Annotated in this window: 17 protein-coding genes; 10 read left to right on the top strand and 7 right to left on the bottom strand. The window is 38.8% G+C overall.

Annotated elements, in window-relative coordinates; genetic code table 11:
• The first annotated feature begins 1 nt into the window (after position 1).
• Both CWB75_RS07800 and CWB75_RS07795 read left to right on the top strand, forming a co-directional pair.
• Entirely contained in the window at positions 2 to 1,066 is a 1,065-nt protein-coding gene (locus CWB75_RS07800) for an HlyD family secretion protein (protein ID WP_010388734.1), read from the top strand.
• Between the two features lie 11 nt (positions 1,067 to 1,077).
• Positions 1,078 to 2,127: a DUF2955 domain-containing protein gene (locus CWB75_RS07795; RefSeq protein WP_138570319.1), complete on the top strand. Its 1,050-nt coding sequence runs from the start codon at positions 1,078 to 1,080 to the stop codon at positions 2,125 to 2,127.
• Between the two features lie 58 nt (positions 2,128 to 2,185).
• Here CWB75_RS07795 and arfB read toward each other — a convergent pair whose 3' ends face one another.
• Positions 2,186 to 2,599: an alternative ribosome rescue aminoacyl-tRNA hydrolase ArfB gene (gene arfB, locus CWB75_RS07790; protein ID WP_010388730.1), complete on the bottom strand. Its 414-nt coding sequence runs from the start codon at positions 2,597 to 2,599 to the stop codon at positions 2,186 to 2,188.
• A 176-nt stretch (positions 2,600 to 2,775) separates the two neighbouring features.
• On the opposite strand from arfB, the gene CWB75_RS07785 reads away from it, so the two are divergent.
• Positions 2,776 to 3,105 (top strand): hypothetical protein, encoded by a 330-nt coding sequence (locus CWB75_RS07785; protein WP_041709269.1) that lies wholly within the window; start codon positions 2,776 to 2,778, stop codon positions 3,103 to 3,105.
• Here CWB75_RS07785 and CWB75_RS07780 read toward each other — a convergent pair.
• The 3 genes from CWB75_RS07780 to CWB75_RS07770 all read right to left on the bottom strand — a co-directional run bounded on the left by CWB75_RS07780 (position 3,092) and on the right by CWB75_RS07770 (position 7,724).
• Positions 3,092 to 6,310 carry an SdrD B-like domain-containing protein gene (locus tag CWB75_RS07780; protein ID WP_138570318.1) on the bottom strand — a complete coding sequence of 1,073 codons (3,219 nt, stop codon included), beginning with the start codon at positions 6,308 to 6,310 and terminating at the stop codon, positions 3,092 to 3,094. The two genes, CWB75_RS07785 and CWB75_RS07780, sit on opposite strands and share 14 nt — an antisense overlap.
• Positions 6,311 to 6,313: 3 nt before the next feature.
• Positions 6,314 to 7,081: a fimbrial biogenesis chaperone gene (locus CWB75_RS07775; protein ID WP_241773569.1), complete on the bottom strand. Its 768-nt coding sequence runs from the start codon at positions 7,079 to 7,081 to the stop codon at positions 6,314 to 6,316.
• Positions 7,082 to 7,214: 133 nt separating this feature from the next.
• Positions 7,215 to 7,724 carry a hypothetical protein gene (locus CWB75_RS07770; protein WP_010388724.1) on the bottom strand — a complete coding sequence of 170 codons (510 nt, stop codon included), beginning with the start codon at positions 7,722 to 7,724 and terminating at the stop codon, positions 7,215 to 7,217.
• Between the two features lie 1,011 nt (positions 7,725 to 8,735).
• Between CWB75_RS07770 and CWB75_RS07765 the strand changes: the two genes are divergently transcribed.
• Genes CWB75_RS07765 through CWB75_RS07755 form a run of 3 tightly spaced genes read left to right on the top strand, consistent with a single transcriptional unit; the run spans position 8,736 to position 11,004 of the window.
• Positions 8,736 to 9,080 carry a hypothetical protein gene (locus CWB75_RS07765; protein ID WP_075170119.1) on the top strand — a complete coding sequence of 115 codons (345 nt, stop codon included), beginning with the start codon at positions 8,736 to 8,738 and terminating at the stop codon, positions 9,078 to 9,080.
• Entirely contained in the window at positions 9,077 to 10,666 is a 1,590-nt protein-coding gene (locus tag CWB75_RS07760) for a PepSY-associated TM helix domain-containing protein (RefSeq protein WP_109875033.1), read from the top strand. Before CWB75_RS07765 ends, CWB75_RS07760 begins: the two co-directional genes overlap by 4 nt.
• Positions 10,663 to 11,004: a DUF3325 domain-containing protein gene (locus CWB75_RS07755; protein WP_138570317.1), complete on the top strand. Its 342-nt coding sequence runs from the start codon at positions 10,663 to 10,665 to the stop codon at positions 11,002 to 11,004. The genes CWB75_RS07760 and CWB75_RS07755 overlap by 4 nt, the downstream gene beginning before the upstream one ends.
• Before the next feature lie 220 nt (positions 11,005 to 11,224).
• Here CWB75_RS07755 and CWB75_RS07750 read toward each other — a convergent pair whose 3' ends face one another.
• On the bottom strand, positions 11,225 to 11,758 hold the full coding sequence (locus tag CWB75_RS07750) for a lipocalin family protein (protein ID WP_138570316.1): 534 nt from the start codon (positions 11,756 to 11,758) through the stop codon (positions 11,225 to 11,227).
• 68 nt (positions 11,759 to 11,826) lie between these two features.
• Between CWB75_RS07750 and CWB75_RS07745 the strand changes: the two genes are divergently transcribed.
• Both CWB75_RS07745 and CWB75_RS07740 read left to right on the top strand, forming a co-directional pair.
• The gene (locus CWB75_RS07745) at positions 11,827 to 12,282 is read left to right on the top strand and encodes a YaiI/YqxD family protein (RefSeq protein WP_010388718.1); all 456 of its coding nucleotides are present in this window, start codon (positions 11,827 to 11,829) and stop codon (positions 12,280 to 12,282) included.
• Position 12,283: 1 nt separating this feature from the next.
• Positions 12,284 to 12,814: a DUF6942 family protein gene (locus CWB75_RS07740; RefSeq protein WP_010388717.1), complete on the top strand. Its 531-nt coding sequence runs from the start codon at positions 12,284 to 12,286 to the stop codon at positions 12,812 to 12,814.
• Between the two features lie 22 nt (positions 12,815 to 12,836).
• Here CWB75_RS07740 and CWB75_RS07735 read toward each other — a convergent pair whose 3' ends face one another.
• On the bottom strand, positions 12,837 to 13,478 hold the full coding sequence (locus CWB75_RS07735; RefSeq protein ID WP_055012637.1) for a LysE family translocator: 642 nt from the start codon (positions 13,476 to 13,478) through the stop codon (positions 12,837 to 12,839).
• Positions 13,479 to 13,592: 114 nt separating this feature from the next.
• On the opposite strand from CWB75_RS07735, the gene CWB75_RS07730 reads away from it, so the two are divergent.
• Both CWB75_RS07730 and CWB75_RS07725 read left to right on the top strand, forming a co-directional pair.
• Positions 13,593 to 14,036: an Lrp/AsnC family transcriptional regulator gene (locus CWB75_RS07730; protein ID WP_226916194.1), complete on the top strand. Its 444-nt coding sequence runs from the start codon at positions 13,593 to 13,595 to the stop codon at positions 14,034 to 14,036.
• A gap of 290 nt (positions 14,037 to 14,326) precedes the next feature.
• Positions 14,327 to 14,536 (top strand): cold-shock protein, encoded by a 210-nt coding sequence (locus tag CWB75_RS07725; protein WP_008110773.1) that lies wholly within the window; start codon positions 14,327 to 14,329, stop codon positions 14,534 to 14,536.
• 100 nt (positions 14,537 to 14,636) lie between these two features.
• On the opposite strand, the gene CWB75_RS07720 is transcribed toward CWB75_RS07725, so the two are convergent.
• Positions 14,637 to 15,293, bottom strand: a complete 657-nt coding sequence (locus tag CWB75_RS07720) for a class I SAM-dependent methyltransferase (RefSeq protein WP_138570315.1) — start codon at positions 15,291 to 15,293, stop codon at positions 14,637 to 14,639.

Below are 15,293 nucleotides of genomic sequence, written 5' to 3'. Positions count from 1 at the left end.
TATGACACCCGATCAAAAATTTGCCCGCTACGTTAAAGTATCGCTCGTTGGTTTTATTGTTGTATTTTTCTATTATATTGTTGCCGATGTATGGCTACCGGTTACGCCACAAGCACGGGTTTACCATCCGGTTGTGCAAATATCGCCGCAAATAAACGGCCGTGTTACCGATGTATTGGTTAGTAATAACCAAACGGTTAAAGCGGGTGATGTATTATTTGAAATAGACAAAAATACTTACCAACTAGCACTTGAGCAAGCGCAGCTCGCGCTTGATGATGCCAAACTGCAAAATAAACGACTTGATACCAACGTAAAAGCGCTGGAGGCACAAATAAGTGCGGCTAACGCTAAATTGCATGAGCAGCAGCTATTAAAAAAGCGTGGCGAAACACTCTACAAACAAAACTCTATTTCGGAGCAAGAGCTTGAAAGCATTCGTGCAAATTTTGCAGCAAGCCAATCTAATTTAGCTGCCTTTGAAGCACAGTTAGCAGAAGCTGTTTTAGCGCGTGGCGATTCAGGGCAAGATAACTTAGCACTGCGCCATGCAGCAAACCAGTTAGCACAAGCTGAGCTTAATTTATCTTATACGCAAGTGCGGGCTTTAAGTGATGGCGTTGTAGCTAATTTACAGTTACTTGAGGGCTCCTATGCAGTTGCGGGTAAGCCATTACTCGCGGTTGTAGCTAAAAAAGCGGATTTGGTGGCCGATTTTCGTGAAAAGTCACTATTAAACATGCAGCCAGGCAGTTTAGCAAAAGTGGTATTTGATAGCCGGCCTGGTGAAGTATTCGACGCAAAAATTGAAATATTTGAAGCGGGTGTCAGTGACGGACAACTTAGTGCAAATGGATTACTTAGCACCACCGAAACCAGCAATCGCTGGGTTCGGGATGCGCAGCGTCAACGTATTCATTTAGTGCTGCCAAATAACAATCAGCTTATAAATAATATGCCCAGTGGTGCGCGTGCCACTGTGCAGTTACTTCCACAATCGGCTATAGGTCAATGGTTGGGAACAGTACAGATCCGCTTTATTAGTTGGTTACATTACATTTATTAGTGGGGCGAGTAATGACACAACATGTTAGCCAAGCGCCACAACTCGATTCAAATGGTTTACGCCAAGCGCTACGGATTGCTGGCGGCTGCACGATTGGTTTTACTTTGTGCAAGTTAATGAATTGGCCCAATGGAATATTTTTTACAGTTTACCCTATGTTACTACTCGGTTTAGTGCCAAGTATTAACAAAGGCGTGATCCGTCAATTTGTTGCCAGTGCTGCCTACAGTGCGTTTATAGTGCTTATTTTACAGGGCTTACTTTCACACTTGCCGGTGTTAATGACGCTCATTATTTTTGCTAGTTTTTGCGTGTTATTTTACTTAATGAGCTCTGGTGGTGCGTTTTTATTTGGTGCGTTAGGTGCGGTGAGTTTATCGATTCAGTTACATTTTGCCAGTCATGTTGATCAAGCTAGTAGCATTTACCCGCTTATTTTAAGTAATGGTGTGGCTATTTTTATTACTATTATTATTGCGCTCTTGATGCATGGCTTGTTTCCTGACGTGACAGCGCGACCCATGCGCGCTGTACCGCACAAGGATAAAGAAAGTATTCGTCACGAGGTGTTGTTATGTGCCACGGTTGCGACTTTGTCGTTTGTGGTTTTTCAGGTGCTTGATTTGCAAGATTCAATTTCGGCGCAAGCGGCATCTATTTTAATTTTATTTTCGCTGTGTTTTAAAGCGGCGGGCACCGCAAGTTGGCAGCGTATTATTGGTACACTGATAGGTTGTAATGCTGCTTTAGTTGCGCAATTGTTTTTGTATAACCATACCGACGTTTTACTTTTTCCGGTGGCTATATTATGGATTTTATCTTTTATATTCAGTCGTTTTCATATTTTAGGTGGTGGTCCACCGGGGGTTGGGTTTGGGGTATTGACCACTTTTGGGATTTTATTTGGTCAGTCGTTAGGCCCTGGGCAAGATTTAATATACAGCGCCATGTATCGATTTAGCTCGGTGGCTGTTGCAGTAACAGTAAGCTTAAGCGCAGTGTATGTAGTGCATCGAATCCTAAACCGATTTAGCGTCACCCGCCATCATACTTATGATTAAATTAAAGGCTGCATTCGCAGCCTTTTTTATGTGCTTAACCAGAGTCAGGTTACTTAAGTTACAGCTTAATATTACCGCGGAGAGCTTTGGTTTGGCCGTGTTTGGTTTTTTTATCCATACGTTTACGCTGTGAGTTACGGCTAGGTTTGGTAGCACGACGTGCCTTATTAACCTTTGTGGCGCTTAAAATTAGATCTTTTAGCCGTTTAAGCGCATCTTCCCTGTTGAGCTCTTGAGTGCGGTGGCTCTGGGCTTTAATTATCAATACCCCTTCTTTGGTGATCCTTGAATCTTTTAAAGCAAGTAATCGTTCTTTATAAAATTCGGGCAATTTAGAGCGGTTTATATCAAAGCGTAAGTGTATAGCACTGGCTACCTTATTAACATTTTGTCCGCCAGCGCCTTGCGAGCGAATAGCGCTTAGCTCTACTTCCCATTCATCAATGGTTACGCTGTTTGAAATAGTTAACATAGTGCCCCGCTCTTTTTGCAAAAAAATGTATTATAACATCAGTACATTGACTTGTGGTGATTCAACTAATTTGATAGGCGGCCATTGCTATTTTCAATCTAATAATTGCTAAATAAATACATAAAAATTAATTTATCCTACACTTACTACATTGTTTTTTAATTCGCTTTAATTATATGAAACAAATATCTATTTTAATGTCTTTGGTATGTATGCTCGCTATTTCGTATGCTGTTTATGCCAAATCATCACAAACGTTTAGTGCTGGTGTAATTGCACAAGAACAAGTTTATCCAATTAAAGTGTTACCTTTGGGTAATTTTCAACGCTGTTTTGTTGTTGCTGCGCAAAAAGAGGATGCTCTGTATTCTGCGTGTTATATTAAAAAGAGCGCGCAATCGATTTGGGTTGCCGAATCCGCGGGAGCGCGTTGTGAAATAAAATGTGAGTCGCATTTAAACAGTGATGGCAAAACACAGGTGCAGTACTTTACTACTGATTTATAGCAAAAATGCTGTGCCAAGGTTTCTTTATCGCGGTGGTGAGCCCTTTTATTTGTTTAACCACTTGCTTATCACACGCTGTTTGCTTTGCATTATGCGGCCCTGACAGCATCAAATAATGGGCTTCACCTTTTATTGCTTGCTTTGCTACGAACAGTGATGGATTTTCCCTTAGCAGTTTTTTATTAACTGATTTTTCAGAGGTATATGCTACGTACTGGCAAAAGTAAGTCTCAGTTTTTTGGGTTTGCATATCGCCCCACTCCCCTATTTTTCGCCACTGTGGTGAGGCATATCGCCTTGCATCAACCATAAAGCTGCCATGAAGCGCCGGTATTGAATAAACATCATTAATGGTTTGCTGTGCTTTAGCTGCATTATTATATGGGCCTGCAACGAGGTAATAGCTATCACGGTTTTCATGCTTATATAACTGCAAAGCATAGGCTGCTTTATCAATTTTATTCGCCACAATAAGTGCCGATTGAAACTTTTTGAATACGCCTAATTGCACAAAATAAGGCGTGTTTTGGTTTGCTTTAGCTGCTGTTGTTGGTTGCTTATTTAAGGTATTAGCGTTATTTGTGTATACAATGATGTCTTGCAGTATTATGGTATCGCCGCTTTTTTCAGTGATGATCTGCTCGGGAAGGTTTTTTATGGTTATGTTTTCTGATAGCTGCTCATTTTTTTCTATTTCAAGAATATAACTTCCTTGAGAGACATTAGAAAAATAATAATAACCATCATATTCAGTGACCGTTGAATAATGCTTTTCGCCGCCCTTTTCTTTAAGTACAACCGTCAGTCCTGCGATAGGTTTACTCTTTTCATTGCTCGATAGATAGATAGTCCCCTCAACCTCGTTGTAGACAACTAAAGGAATGTTTACTTTGGTTTGCCCGCCTCTATGAGCCAATGTTTTAATTTTCCCTAAAGAGGGCTGCAAGTAAGGATTAGACAACGAGCGTAAATTAACATCTAAAACTTGGCCACCGTAACTGCTTGGCAGCAAGACCTTTCCGTCATTATTTGTGTATTTATCTCGCCATAGGTAGTTGCCAGTAAAATTAACGTCTTGAATTGGCTCATCGCCTTGGTCAAAGATTTCATTTTCATTCCAATCTATGAACGAACTAACTTCTATTTGTCCGGAATTTAATGAGCGAGGAGTGTCAAAGTTAAAGTCTGCTTCTAAATGATCAAAACTAAATGTGCCATTTAAACCTAAAGAAAAGCGCCAATCACCTTGATTATCGACTTGCCCTGATACTTGTATATTAAATATCTCATGGCGGTATGTATACTGATGACTTAAAAGCGTATTTGCTGCAGAGTTAGACTGATAAGTCAGCTGGGTTTGATTGAAGGTGCTTTGTGTTTGTGGCCAACGTAAACTACTTCTCAAACGAGTAAGTTCTGCGCCATTATTAGTCTGCCAATCTAAGGTGTTGGTCCATTTCCAAGAGGCAATATCCATTGAAGAATAAAGCCGGTTTATTAGGTTATTCGTATCGTCATCATAAAATAGTTGGCTTGACCATGTTCCTCCGATATAACTTTTATTGATACCTAATGAGAGTCGGTTTTTAGTGTTGGTATTTTCACGTACTTCATTGCTCCATCTCATATTCCAGTTCAGGGAGTTAAAGAAATCAGTGCGGCCATTTAGGCTCAATAACAGCCTATTTTTGAGTGAGTTCTTTTGTGCTACAAATAAAGCGCTTGAAAAGTCATTAAGGGCACTGTATTCAACATTAACACTGATGTCGTTAAAAAGTGTATCAGAAAGTAGGCCTCTAAAGCCGGCAAAATAAGCATAGCCAGCATCGAGTTGTTTTGTGGCTAGAAAACGGTAACTGCCGTGATCTGTAAGTGTATTTAGCCCCGATGATAGGTAGCTGCTGTTATCTTGGTGAGTTTGCAAATGAGTAACTTGAGCGTCATAAGTGATAAATTCACTAATGCCATAAGAGAGATTACTTTTAAAGGAATTACTCATCGCTGTTGAAGCGTTATTAGATTGATTAAAAACGCTTTTATCTGTTTCTAAAAACTCCACCTGATAGCTTATTTTTCCGGGCGATAGTGCGTCTTGTCCTATTGTATATTTTTGAGTGCGTGTAACTTGCTCGCCCTGTGAGCCAAAAAGTTTAATTTCAAAAATATTGTTGCCGTAAAACGTTTCAACATCGATAAATCGAACCAAATTTTCGTCGTTAGCTTGAGTAGTGGCAATAAATTGACCGTTTCGATACAGCTCCGCTTGCCAGCCCGGTAATGCGGGTTCTTCAATGGTAATGGTTGAAAAGTTTTGTGCCGAATGTGGGTTAGCATTTGAAATATAAAATCCCCGACCTTGATTTGAGCTAGTAATAAGCTGATCTGATTGAGATTGAATATCTCCCAATTGGTAGTGAATGCGTGCCAGTGAGTGATCTTGTTCACTTAAATTAAAGTCTTTAGTTACTTTTAAAAAGGTATTAGCGGTGTTTTCGTTTTTGTTGAATCGTAGTTCAGCTCGATGATGAAATAAGTCAAAGTAGCTATTAAGCCTGAGCAGCCCCTTATAACGATTATTAGACGATTTATAGCTTGCTGATAATGAATATTCAGATACCGGATAGGTCAGCGTTTGGTATTGGTCGTCTATAAAGTGATCGTATTGCAGTACTTTGGACTTAATTTGTTTTGTAATACCACTTGTTATTTGGCTGTTATTATAAGTAAGCAAGCTACTAGAAAATGAAACCTGCATCAGTGAGTAATCAAAGCGCGAGTCGGTATTTAAAAGTGTATTTATGACGGATAAATCAACATAGTGGTCGTAGTCATCGACAGCCCACAATGAAACATTTTCTGAGGGAGCTAAAGTTGAGGAAAGCTCAGTATTAAGCACCAGCTCACTTGCGTCAACTTTAGCAACCAGTGTATTTTGTGACACATTTAAGCTAATTCCCATAGTCGATTTCAGGGCGCTTATGGGCAATAGCAACTTATTTGATTTTGAATAGTAGGCTTCTAAATCTGAGACAACTGAACGCCCATTTACCCTGACATTTATAATCACAAAAGCCTCCTCATCAATAGGCCATTGATAAAGAGTCGGTAACTGCTTGGCGATGATTGCTTTAGGTGCAATTAACAGTAATGTACAAAGTAATAAGCGAGCCGCTAAACCACAGCCTAATGCCCTTATGTTTAGCACTTTCTATTTGATATTAATAGGGATCGCTAACTCGATTTTACCGCCGTAAAGCTCGTTTTCTTTGTAATTGAGTGTCAAAGGTCCTGTCACTGGAGCTTGTAAAGTGATGTATACCTTTCGACGAGATAGAGGGGTATAAACGGCCACATTGGCTATTTCACCAACCATTACATTATTCTCATCAACTAATTCAAAGTTTCCATACACAGAGCGATTCCCTGTGAGTGTTTGCCAAAATGTTAGAGTCGGGCGCCCATTTTGAGTAATTAATTGCGGGTTTATTAATTCTGAGTCAGCCTCTAATTGGCCATGACGAACGATAACAGGCACGCTGTAAGCAACCTTAGGCCTAATACTTATTCCATCAGCGTCAGGGTTTTGTGATTCAGAGGCTATGATTTTAAGCACCGCCCTGTATTCGCCAACAGCAAGCTCAGCTTTTTTGCGAACGGTCATTCTGATAGCTTGCATCCCTTTTGGGGCAATAGTGCCGCGACGTGGTGAAAACCGTAGCATGTTTTTGGCAGAGCGTCCTTCAACTTGTTGCGGAGTAACATCTATAAGCGCTCCTTCTTCGGTCATATCTTTATGGGTAACAACAAGTTTAAAATCGAGATTTTTATTAGAGGTATTGCGGATAAGTAGTGAATTATTTTTAGTACGTCCATCGAAGTATAAACGGTATTCAGACAGCGCAAGGTTGGCACTACAAATTTCAGGTAGTAAAAGAGTTAGGCAAAGGGAAGCCCAACAAAAAAGTTTAAACATCATGGGACAACTCAACAACATGATAATAAAAAGTGGAGCGCGATGCTCCACACATTTTATTTTTAATGCGCAATTGCGCAAAAAAAATAAACTGAGACTAAATTAGTAAATTACTATTGCCTCAGCTTTCATAGTCTTATTGGAAAGACACATCTACAGTGTAATCTACAGTGTAAGCAGCGCCCGCTGTCAGTGTAGAATCAACGGTCATATCACCATATACATTAACGGTAATATCTGTTGCACTTGCATCAGTAGTGAAAGGAGACGCAACATTGTCAGCAGTTGTTACACTGGTTGTTCCATCTGTAGCCGTTGTTACTGGAGCAAAAGTTAAGTTAGTGCCTGTGCTTCCAGATACAGTAATATTCATTGCTGAATTTGGCGCTAAACCAGATACAGTAATTCCACCTAATTGAATGTTTGCATCTGACGCATCACAGTCACCCGATACAACGCCAGCATTATCCATCGTACATGTTGAACTTGTAGATAAGCGAATTTTACCAAAGTGCAGTGCGCTATCTTCTGCAAAAGTAGGCTCAGTCCAACCGTTTACACTTGCTTGAAATGTTTGGTTAGATGCAAGTAAAGAAGTTGATGAGATTGCTAGTAAAGCGGAAGCAGCAAAGATTTTTTTATTCATAGTTTTTCCATTTTTAAAAATTATTATTTTTTTACTTCCGTGCAAATTAGTTTAGAGGGTTATCTCAGTCCATTGTTTCGGATTTAAACACAATTGTTATCAAAATGAAATCTTTTGTTAACGTTAAGGCTTTTTAAAAGAGATAAGCAATATGAAGTTATTAATTTTGACCAGCAAAATGCAACAAGAAAAATAACACCGATGTAAATTATATTTTAACGCTAGAGGAAGTTATTTTAAGGCATAGTCATAGTGACTTAACTTATTTTGAATCTATATAGATGTTTATAAACTATTTTTAATCTTTCAGAACCATTTTGTAGTTTTGTATGGCTGGAGGCCTGTGCTTAAGCAGTAAAATAAAGTGGCTGCAACATCTATGCGACATGTTTATTTATTGAGCATAATTTACGCATTGCATCTCTATTGTTATTTGCTCAATTAAAATCATTACGGATTAAACCGCATTTATCAAAGATCAGATTTTTACTAACACGTCGGTTTAAAAGTATGAAATTTAATTTTCCAAGCCTGTTTTTTCATCGTTTTTGGTGGTTTTTTAGCCCTCTACGGTAATAAGTTAGTAAAAAATCGGTTTATATCAGTGGTATTTTATCCCTTGTTGGTAAAATACTGATCCAGTGTTATTTGAGGGAAATTTAAAGCTTAGAAGATCTTTAATTATTAGCTGCTGTATCAAACTTTCCTGTTAGGCCATTTAAAAACTGATTCATGAGAGTGCTTTAGCTAACTTTTAATTTCATACACTGACGTGTATTTACTGCGGCTTTATGTATTTAGTAGATAACAACAACGCATTCAGAACAAGCACTCACTTATACAGGTTATTTTATAGTTAATTTGTAATCTAATTGCAGATCACTATTTAACTAACTCAATTTAATGCTTATCACTGCATTCAAATACAAATAAGAATTACTATCTTTTGTATTTGTTGGCGTTATAATATCGCCATCTTTTTTAGCTATGTTTAAAAGGAATTTGCAGTATATGCAGGCCTCTAACCGTCTTTTAGACTTTCCCAAACCCGTATTTTCTATGTTATGGCAATTTATGCAGCGCTTTAACTATGAATTAGCGGTTTTATCGCGTTTTTTTATCGCCATTGTGGGCGGGTATTTCTTTACTGCCGTCAGTGTGTCGCTGTTAAGTGTTGTGGTGCCGGTCTCTAAAGTTGACGCGGTTCTTTTAAGTGTGTCTGCGAGTATTTTAATTTATGCACTGGTGTTTATTTATAGTTTTTATCTTCAGTCGTTAAAAACAGTTTGGATCAGTATTTTACTAAGTGTTGCAGTGCAATTTTTTATATTGTCGTTAATGAAGGGATGGTTATGAAAGGGAGTTTTTTTCGCTCAATGACCTGGTTACATACATGGGTAGGTTTACTCGTGTGTTGGTTACTGTATTTAATATTTTTTGCAGGCACCATCAGCTTTTTTAGAGATGAAGTTAGTTTATGGAATCAGCCAAGTATTCATAATATTGAGCAGCAGACAGACCGTATTGGCGCGCAAAAGCAACAAATAATAAGTGGCGTTGAGTATTTAAATACCCAAGCACCTAATGCCCCTAATTGGCGTATAACACTTCCTGAAGAGCGTGTACCCTATTTAACGTATGGTTATGCTAAGCCAAAAGAGCCTGAGCAGCGCAGAGCCTCTTTTGAAAATACCCGTTTAGATCCAAATAATATGCAGCCTTTAGCCCCTTTTACAGATACCCGAGGGGGAAATTTCTTTTATCGCCTGCATTTTGATTTACATTATATTGATGTAAAAACAGCGCGTTGGATTGTGTGTTTTGCAAGCTTGTTTATGCTTATTGCATTGATATCAGGGATAGTAATTCATAAACGAATTTTTAAAGATATGTTTGTTTTTAGAGCTAATAAAGGCAGTCGTAGCTGGTTAGATGTACATAATTTAAGTTCTGTATTTGCCTTACCGTTTCATTTAATGATTACCTATACCGGCATTATTACTCTGATATTCATGATATTTCCCTACCCCGCACAAACCGTTTATGAAAATGGAATACGTGGTTTTTTCAATGATGTTTCGCCAAGTAGTCCTGTAACAGAATCATTGCAAGGTACTGCACCTTTAGTGCCTATCAATACTGTTTTGGATCAGGTTTATACTAAGTGGCCAGAGGCTGATATAACTCGGGTAATTATTAATAAGCCGAATAAAGCCGCTGCAACTATTATGGTTTTGGTGAGCCCTGGAAAAACATTAAGGGATCAATCACCCCGTTTAATTTTTAGCGGAGCGAGTGGTGAGCTTGTTGCTCAAACTGATGATGAACTAACTGGCAGTAAGGCGCTATATGAATCATTAAACTCAATGCATACTGGGCGTTTAGCAGAACCATTATTACGTGTTTTATATTTTTTAGGCGGCATTGCCGGCTGCATAATGATAGCGACAGGCTGCATAATGTGGGCTAAGCGCTTACGCGAAAGAATGAAAAAAAATACTCAACCATCTTGGGGGCTAAAGCTAGTTGAAGGGTTAAATCTAGGAACATTGATGGGACTACCCTTGGCTACATCGGCTTTCTTTTTGGCTAATCGTTTACTCAGTAAACAGGTTGCTGAGCGCGCGGATAAAGAAATACTCGCTTTCTTTTTAACTTGGCTATGTGTGTTCATCATTGCCTTTGTAAAGCGTGACAAGTTGCAGTGGTGTGTGATGGCTGCCATAAACAGCATTGCTTGCTTTAGTGTGCCACTTGTTAATGCGCTAACAACACAAGGTAATATAATCAGTTATTTGCGTCACGAGCAGTGGGCATTATTTATGTTTGATAGTCTTTTTCTAGCGTTTGGTTTGCTGTTTTTGTTACAAACCGAAAAATTACGTACTGCTCTGCAAGCTAAAAAACCAACTCCAATAAATACTCAGGAGCAAAAAGTATGATTGTCTTGCTTCCTTTTAGCTTATGTTTGGTGGCTTTTAACTGCTTTGCGCTGGCTAAATTTAATCATTTTAAGGATGTTTTTAATAAGCGCCCCACTCAACAGCAGCGTTTGGTTTTATTGAGTGTTGCTTGGATCAGTATTTTACTAAGTTTGCTGTTATGTGTTAACGAATTACAAGGTTATGGTGGTTTGCAATTTTGTGGCTATATGACGTTAAGTGCTTTAATTGTAATGACTTTTTATAGCTTTTTGGTGAGGTTAACTAAACTTTTTAACTTACTCATATTAGTGATATTGGCCATGAGTACGTTATTTTTTGGTTTAAATGGGCTTTAGTTAGTAAAAACCTGATCCCAAAAGATAGGCTAAATTGCGGAAAAAAAATGGCAAGCTATCAGGCTTGCCAATTAAAAAGGGGGATTGTCATTATGTCTTTACCTGCTTGTTTCTTTGCAGATGCAGTCACTATAGTCTTGCTTTATTTAACTTACCTTACAGTAAGGTGATCGTTTTATTACAGCTTAGACTATTTATCAATTCAACTTGTAAACCCCCTTTACAGCGCTTTTTGATTTACCCAAATAATTTCATCAGTTGCAAAACCAAGCGCCTTTACTTGGCTTAAAAAGTGCTGCTTAAGCTCTTTGCTTACTGTTGGTGTGCGCGATAAAAACCACAAGTAATCTTTGCTATAGCTCGTTATAAAGGCATACTGATAATCAGGCTGGTCAAGTTCAAAAATAATATAGGCGCCATAAAATGGGCCAAAAAAAGATACTTTAAAATGCCCTGTATCGGCATTTTCAACAAATTTAGCTATGCCTTCAGCTTGGTCCCAGCGCTGCTCTTCACTAATAAACCCTTTGTTTAATACCTTTACTGTTCCATCATCGTTAATTGAATAAGTGGCTGTTACTTGCTCCATACCTTGTTCAAAAGAGTGGTCTAATCGTGCTATCTCATACCACTTGCCTTGGTACTTTTCTAAATCAAAGTTTTTAACAGGAGTTATTCCTTCCGGTGCGCTGGTACAGGCACTGAGTAAAAACATGGCAGTAATAAATAATGCGGTTTTAAAAGCGAGCTTCATGTTGTTTCCTTTTCTTTAGAAATTGCTATAGGATCGCTCTAATACTAAAGCAATTTAAAGAATTTAGCATGAAAATTTGGGTTGATGCTGACGCTTGTCCGGTGGTAATAAAAGAAATCTTATTTAGAGCTGCAGAGCGTACGCAAACAGAAACTATACTGGTTGCAAATCATGCCATGCGCATTCCACCGTCAAAATTTATTAGTCGACTACAAGTGTCATCAGGATTTGATGTCGCTGATGATGAAATAGTTAAACGAATTGAAAAGGGTGATTTAGTGATCACTGGAGATATCCCGCTAGCTAGCGAAGTGATTGATAACGGCGGCCAAGCGCTTAATCCGCGCGGTGAGCTTTACACTCCTGAAAACATTCGCTCTTTACTAAATGTACGTGATTTTATGGATACTATGCGCTCAAGTGGCGTAGAAATGAGTGGTGGGCCGCCTCCATTGAGCCAAAGTGACAGACAAAACTTTGCTAACAACCTTGATCGTATTTTAGCGCAAAATAAGAGTAGTTAAGGTGAGCAGCCAGTTAATAGGGTTAGGTGATAATTCATTTAGAGTTGGCGTGTATGTAGCAAAAGCCCCACCTATGCCTTACTTTGAAGCACTTGCGCAGTTAGAGCCTGTGGCTAGTGGGCAAATAAATAGCATAAATCAGCACTGTGGCAATGGCTGGCGAAAAGTCTTTAATGTATACGCCAAAGTGTTATTTGCGCTGCCAAGCGAGCATTACTCATTTGCTAAACAAGCAGTAAGCTGGCAAGCATATCGAGATGAGCTGTTGTTACAACAGCATAGCGGGACTGCATTACTATTTAGCACACCGGTGCTTACTGAGAGTAAAAACCAGTTGCACATTATTGCTGGGCGAACTCACGCTAAAAACTTAATACAACAAGGTAAATTAAACGCCCAATTTGATTGGCTTGATGATGAGTTTGCTATAGATAAAAGCCAGAATATTATTGTGTGCCCCTATTTTGATTATAGGCAGCTGAGTAATATTAAAATTGCCCGTTTGAGTGAATTAGTGGCTCAGCTAAGATAAGCCACTTTCTTTTTTGCTACTGTTACACGACGTGAGTTAGTTTTTGTGCGCTATCAACTAGCATTAGTGAGCCCAAAATAAACAGTACACATGCCGATGCACGCCCAAACTTAAGCGACAATGCGGGATTGTTACTAAGGATTTTTCTGGCACTTATCCCTATTAACCAATACACCAACGCACAGCCTACTAAATGAATTACACTCAGTACCAGCAATTGTTCAGTGATAGAAAATGATAAAGTTGGCAACACAAACTGTGGTAACAAGGCTAAAAATAACAGCATTACTTTAGGGTTTAAACCACTAATAATAAAACCCTTTCTCATCCACTTTAGAGGGGTGTCTGAGGTGTGTTGTTGGCCATCGTTATAGGCAGCAGGCATAGGAGGAAATCGGTACAGTGATGTAGCAATCCAAATTATGTATAAAGCGCCGAACAAGGTTAACAGCTTTATAAAAATAGCATGCGATGCTAATAGCGCACCTAACCCTACCACCACAATTAAACTGGCCATTAAATGCCCAAGTATTAACCCTGACACCGCAGGAACAATTTTATCGCCTGCTATTCCTGCACTAATTGTATAAGCCCAATCTGCACCAGGGGTGAGAACAAACAAAATTGATACCAGCCAAAAAGAAAAAATAATATTAATATCCATAGCGCTATAACCTAAAATAAGTGAGTAGCTATTTTATTTCTTTCTGATGAGTAAAAGTTACTGTATTTTACTAATATAAGCGTTCATTTTAGGAAATAATTGACTATGGATACCATGGATAGGAAAATTCTTGCCGAATTACAAGTCGATGGCAGACTTACCCTCTCTGAATTGGCTGATCGTGTTGGGCTAAGCGTGTCGCCCTGTCACCGCCGTGTTAAAGAGCTTGAGAAAAGCAAAGCAATTGTGGGTTACCGCACCGAAATATCACCTGAGAAAGTGGGTTTAAACTTTTCTGCGTTAGTATTTATTACTATTAAAGAGGGCGATAAAGTGTCGCTAAGCAAATTAGAGCAAGCAGTGGATGCTATTCCTCAGATCACCAATGCTCAACGACTATTCGGTACACCTGATTACCTGTTACATGTCGTTACTAAAGATTTAGCCGCGTTCCAACAACTCTACGATGACAAGCTATCAGCCCTGCCAGGTGTACAACGTTTAACCTCAACCATTGTGATGAAAGATATTGTAAGAGCGCGTAATTTGCACTTTTAACAGGTTATGTTTTAACACGAAGTTTAAAAAGTAAAGCCGAGGACGCTGTAAAGCCTATTATGAGAGGCTTTACAGTTGTATATAAAAATAAAGTATAAATAAAGCTTGTTATAAACTGTATTTCTGTTATTCTGCTTGCCATCGGGTTGATAGAAAGCCCAGTTTATTTGTAAGTACCACGTTGTTATTAGTAATAATCCTTCGCGATATCCTCAAGTTAAATGTTTGTTTTCTTCCTGTTAAACGCCTATTTTAAGGCAATTTTTTATTTATTTTTTTAGGATATTATTATGTCTAATACAACTACTGGTACTGTAAAATTTTTCAACGAAGCTAAAGGTTTTGGTTTTATTGAGCAAGAGTCTGGTCCAGACGTTTTCGCACATTTCAGTGCAATTTCAGGCGACGGTTTCAAAACTTTAGCTGAAGGCCAAAAAGTACAGTTCAGCGTAACTCAAGGTCAAAAAGGCCCGCAAGCTGAAAACATCGTTTGCATCTAATTTAAAGGGAGTGGGCTTTAAAGCGCACTCACCACGCTAAACTAACGTTAAGCGATAAAGCTAATATCAATACGATATTAGCTTTTTTTTTGCAAAAAATTTATACCACGTACCCACTAAAACCAAGTGCTTTAAAGTACAGTTTTGGAATGCCAAAGCCACATTCATTAAGTAACTCACTAAAACGCATCCGATCAAGCGGGTAAAACTCACGCTCTAAGTTATGTGCCATTTGCGTTTTTCCTGCTTCACTAAGGCCAAGCTCTTTGCATGTATTAAGTTGTGCCTCTCGTTCAAATGGGGTTTCTGGGCGCATTAAATCAGCAATAAATACTGGTGCAGATTTTTTAAGGTTGTTTTTAATTCCCTTTAATAACTGCTTTTTATCGCCGTTATCTTCAACAAAATGCATCACCAATAAACATAATACCGCGTCGGCTTTAACTTTTAATTTATCTACTGGTTGGCACTCAATGCTAACTCGTGAGTCAATACCTTGCTCTATAAAGCGTTGCTTAGCAATGGCTAACATGTCGGCCGAGGTATCTTGAGCGGTAAACTGCCATGTAGAATTAATATTCGCCAGCGCTGCGATTTCTTTACCAGTGCCCGCGCCTACCACTAAAATATGGGCGTTATCAGTTAACGTAGCGCTTAGCTGTGCGTTGGTTAGTTGATGTAATAGCTCGTAACCTGGGACTAAACGGGTAATACGGTTATCATACTCTTGTGCTTCTTCGCCTGTAAAAGTGGGCAT

This window comes from Pseudoalteromonas sp. S1608 (genome assembly GCF_005887265.1).
Lineage (GTDB): Bacteria > Pseudomonadota > Gammaproteobacteria > Enterobacterales > Alteromonadaceae > Pseudoalteromonas > Pseudoalteromonas undina.
The sequence above is the reverse complement of the archived record's forward strand: the minus strand, read 5'-3'. Positions and strand labels throughout refer to the sequence as shown.

Excerpts from the sequence above, each read along its gene's own strand:
- CWB75_RS07720 (WP_138570315.1), bottom strand. The coding sequence starts at position 15,293 with ATGCCCACTTTTACAGGCGAAGAAGCACAAGAGTATGATAACCGTATT.
- CWB75_RS07785 (WP_041709269.1), top strand. The coding sequence starts at position 2,776 with ATGAAACAAATATCTATTTTAATGTCTTTGGTATGTATGCTCGCTATT.
- CWB75_RS07760 (WP_109875033.1), top strand. The coding sequence starts at position 9,077 with ATGAAAGGGAGTTTTTTTCGCTCAATGACCTGGTTACATACATGGGTA.
- CWB75_RS07725 (WP_008110773.1), top strand. The coding sequence starts at position 14,327 with ATGTCTAATACAACTACTGGTACTGTAAAATTTTTCAACGAAGCTAAA.
- CWB75_RS07755 (WP_138570317.1), top strand. The coding sequence starts at position 10,663 with ATGATTGTCTTGCTTCCTTTTAGCTTATGTTTGGTGGCTTTTAACTGC.
- CWB75_RS07795 (WP_138570319.1), top strand. The coding sequence starts at position 1,078 with ATGACACAACATGTTAGCCAAGCGCCACAACTCGATTCAAATGGTTTA.
- CWB75_RS07735 (WP_055012637.1), bottom strand. The coding sequence starts at position 13,478 with ATGGATATTAATATTATTTTTTCTTTTTGGCTGGTATCAATTTTGTTT.
- CWB75_RS07745 (WP_010388718.1), top strand. The coding sequence starts at position 11,827 with ATGAAAATTTGGGTTGATGCTGACGCTTGTCCGGTGGTAATAAAAGAA.
- CWB75_RS07770 (WP_010388724.1), bottom strand. The coding sequence starts at position 7,724 with ATGAATAAAAAAATCTTTGCTGCTTCCGCTTTACTAGCAATCTCATCA.
- CWB75_RS07800 (WP_010388734.1), top strand. The coding sequence starts at position 2 with ATGACACCCGATCAAAAATTTGCCCGCTACGTTAAAGTATCGCTCGTT.
- arfB (WP_010388730.1), bottom strand. The coding sequence starts at position 2,599 with ATGTTAACTATTTCAAACAGCGTAACCATTGATGAATGGGAAGTAGAG.
- CWB75_RS07765 (WP_075170119.1), top strand. The coding sequence starts at position 8,736 with ATGCAGGCCTCTAACCGTCTTTTAGACTTTCCCAAACCCGTATTTTCT.
- CWB75_RS07730 (WP_226916194.1), top strand. The coding sequence starts at position 13,593 with ATGGATAGGAAAATTCTTGCCGAATTACAAGTCGATGGCAGACTTACC.
- CWB75_RS07775 (WP_241773569.1), bottom strand. The coding sequence starts at position 7,081 with ATGATGTTTAAACTTTTTTGTTGGGCTTCCCTTTGCCTAACTCTTTTA.
- CWB75_RS07750 (WP_138570316.1), bottom strand. The coding sequence starts at position 11,758 with ATGAAGCTCGCTTTTAAAACCGCATTATTTATTACTGCCATGTTTTTA.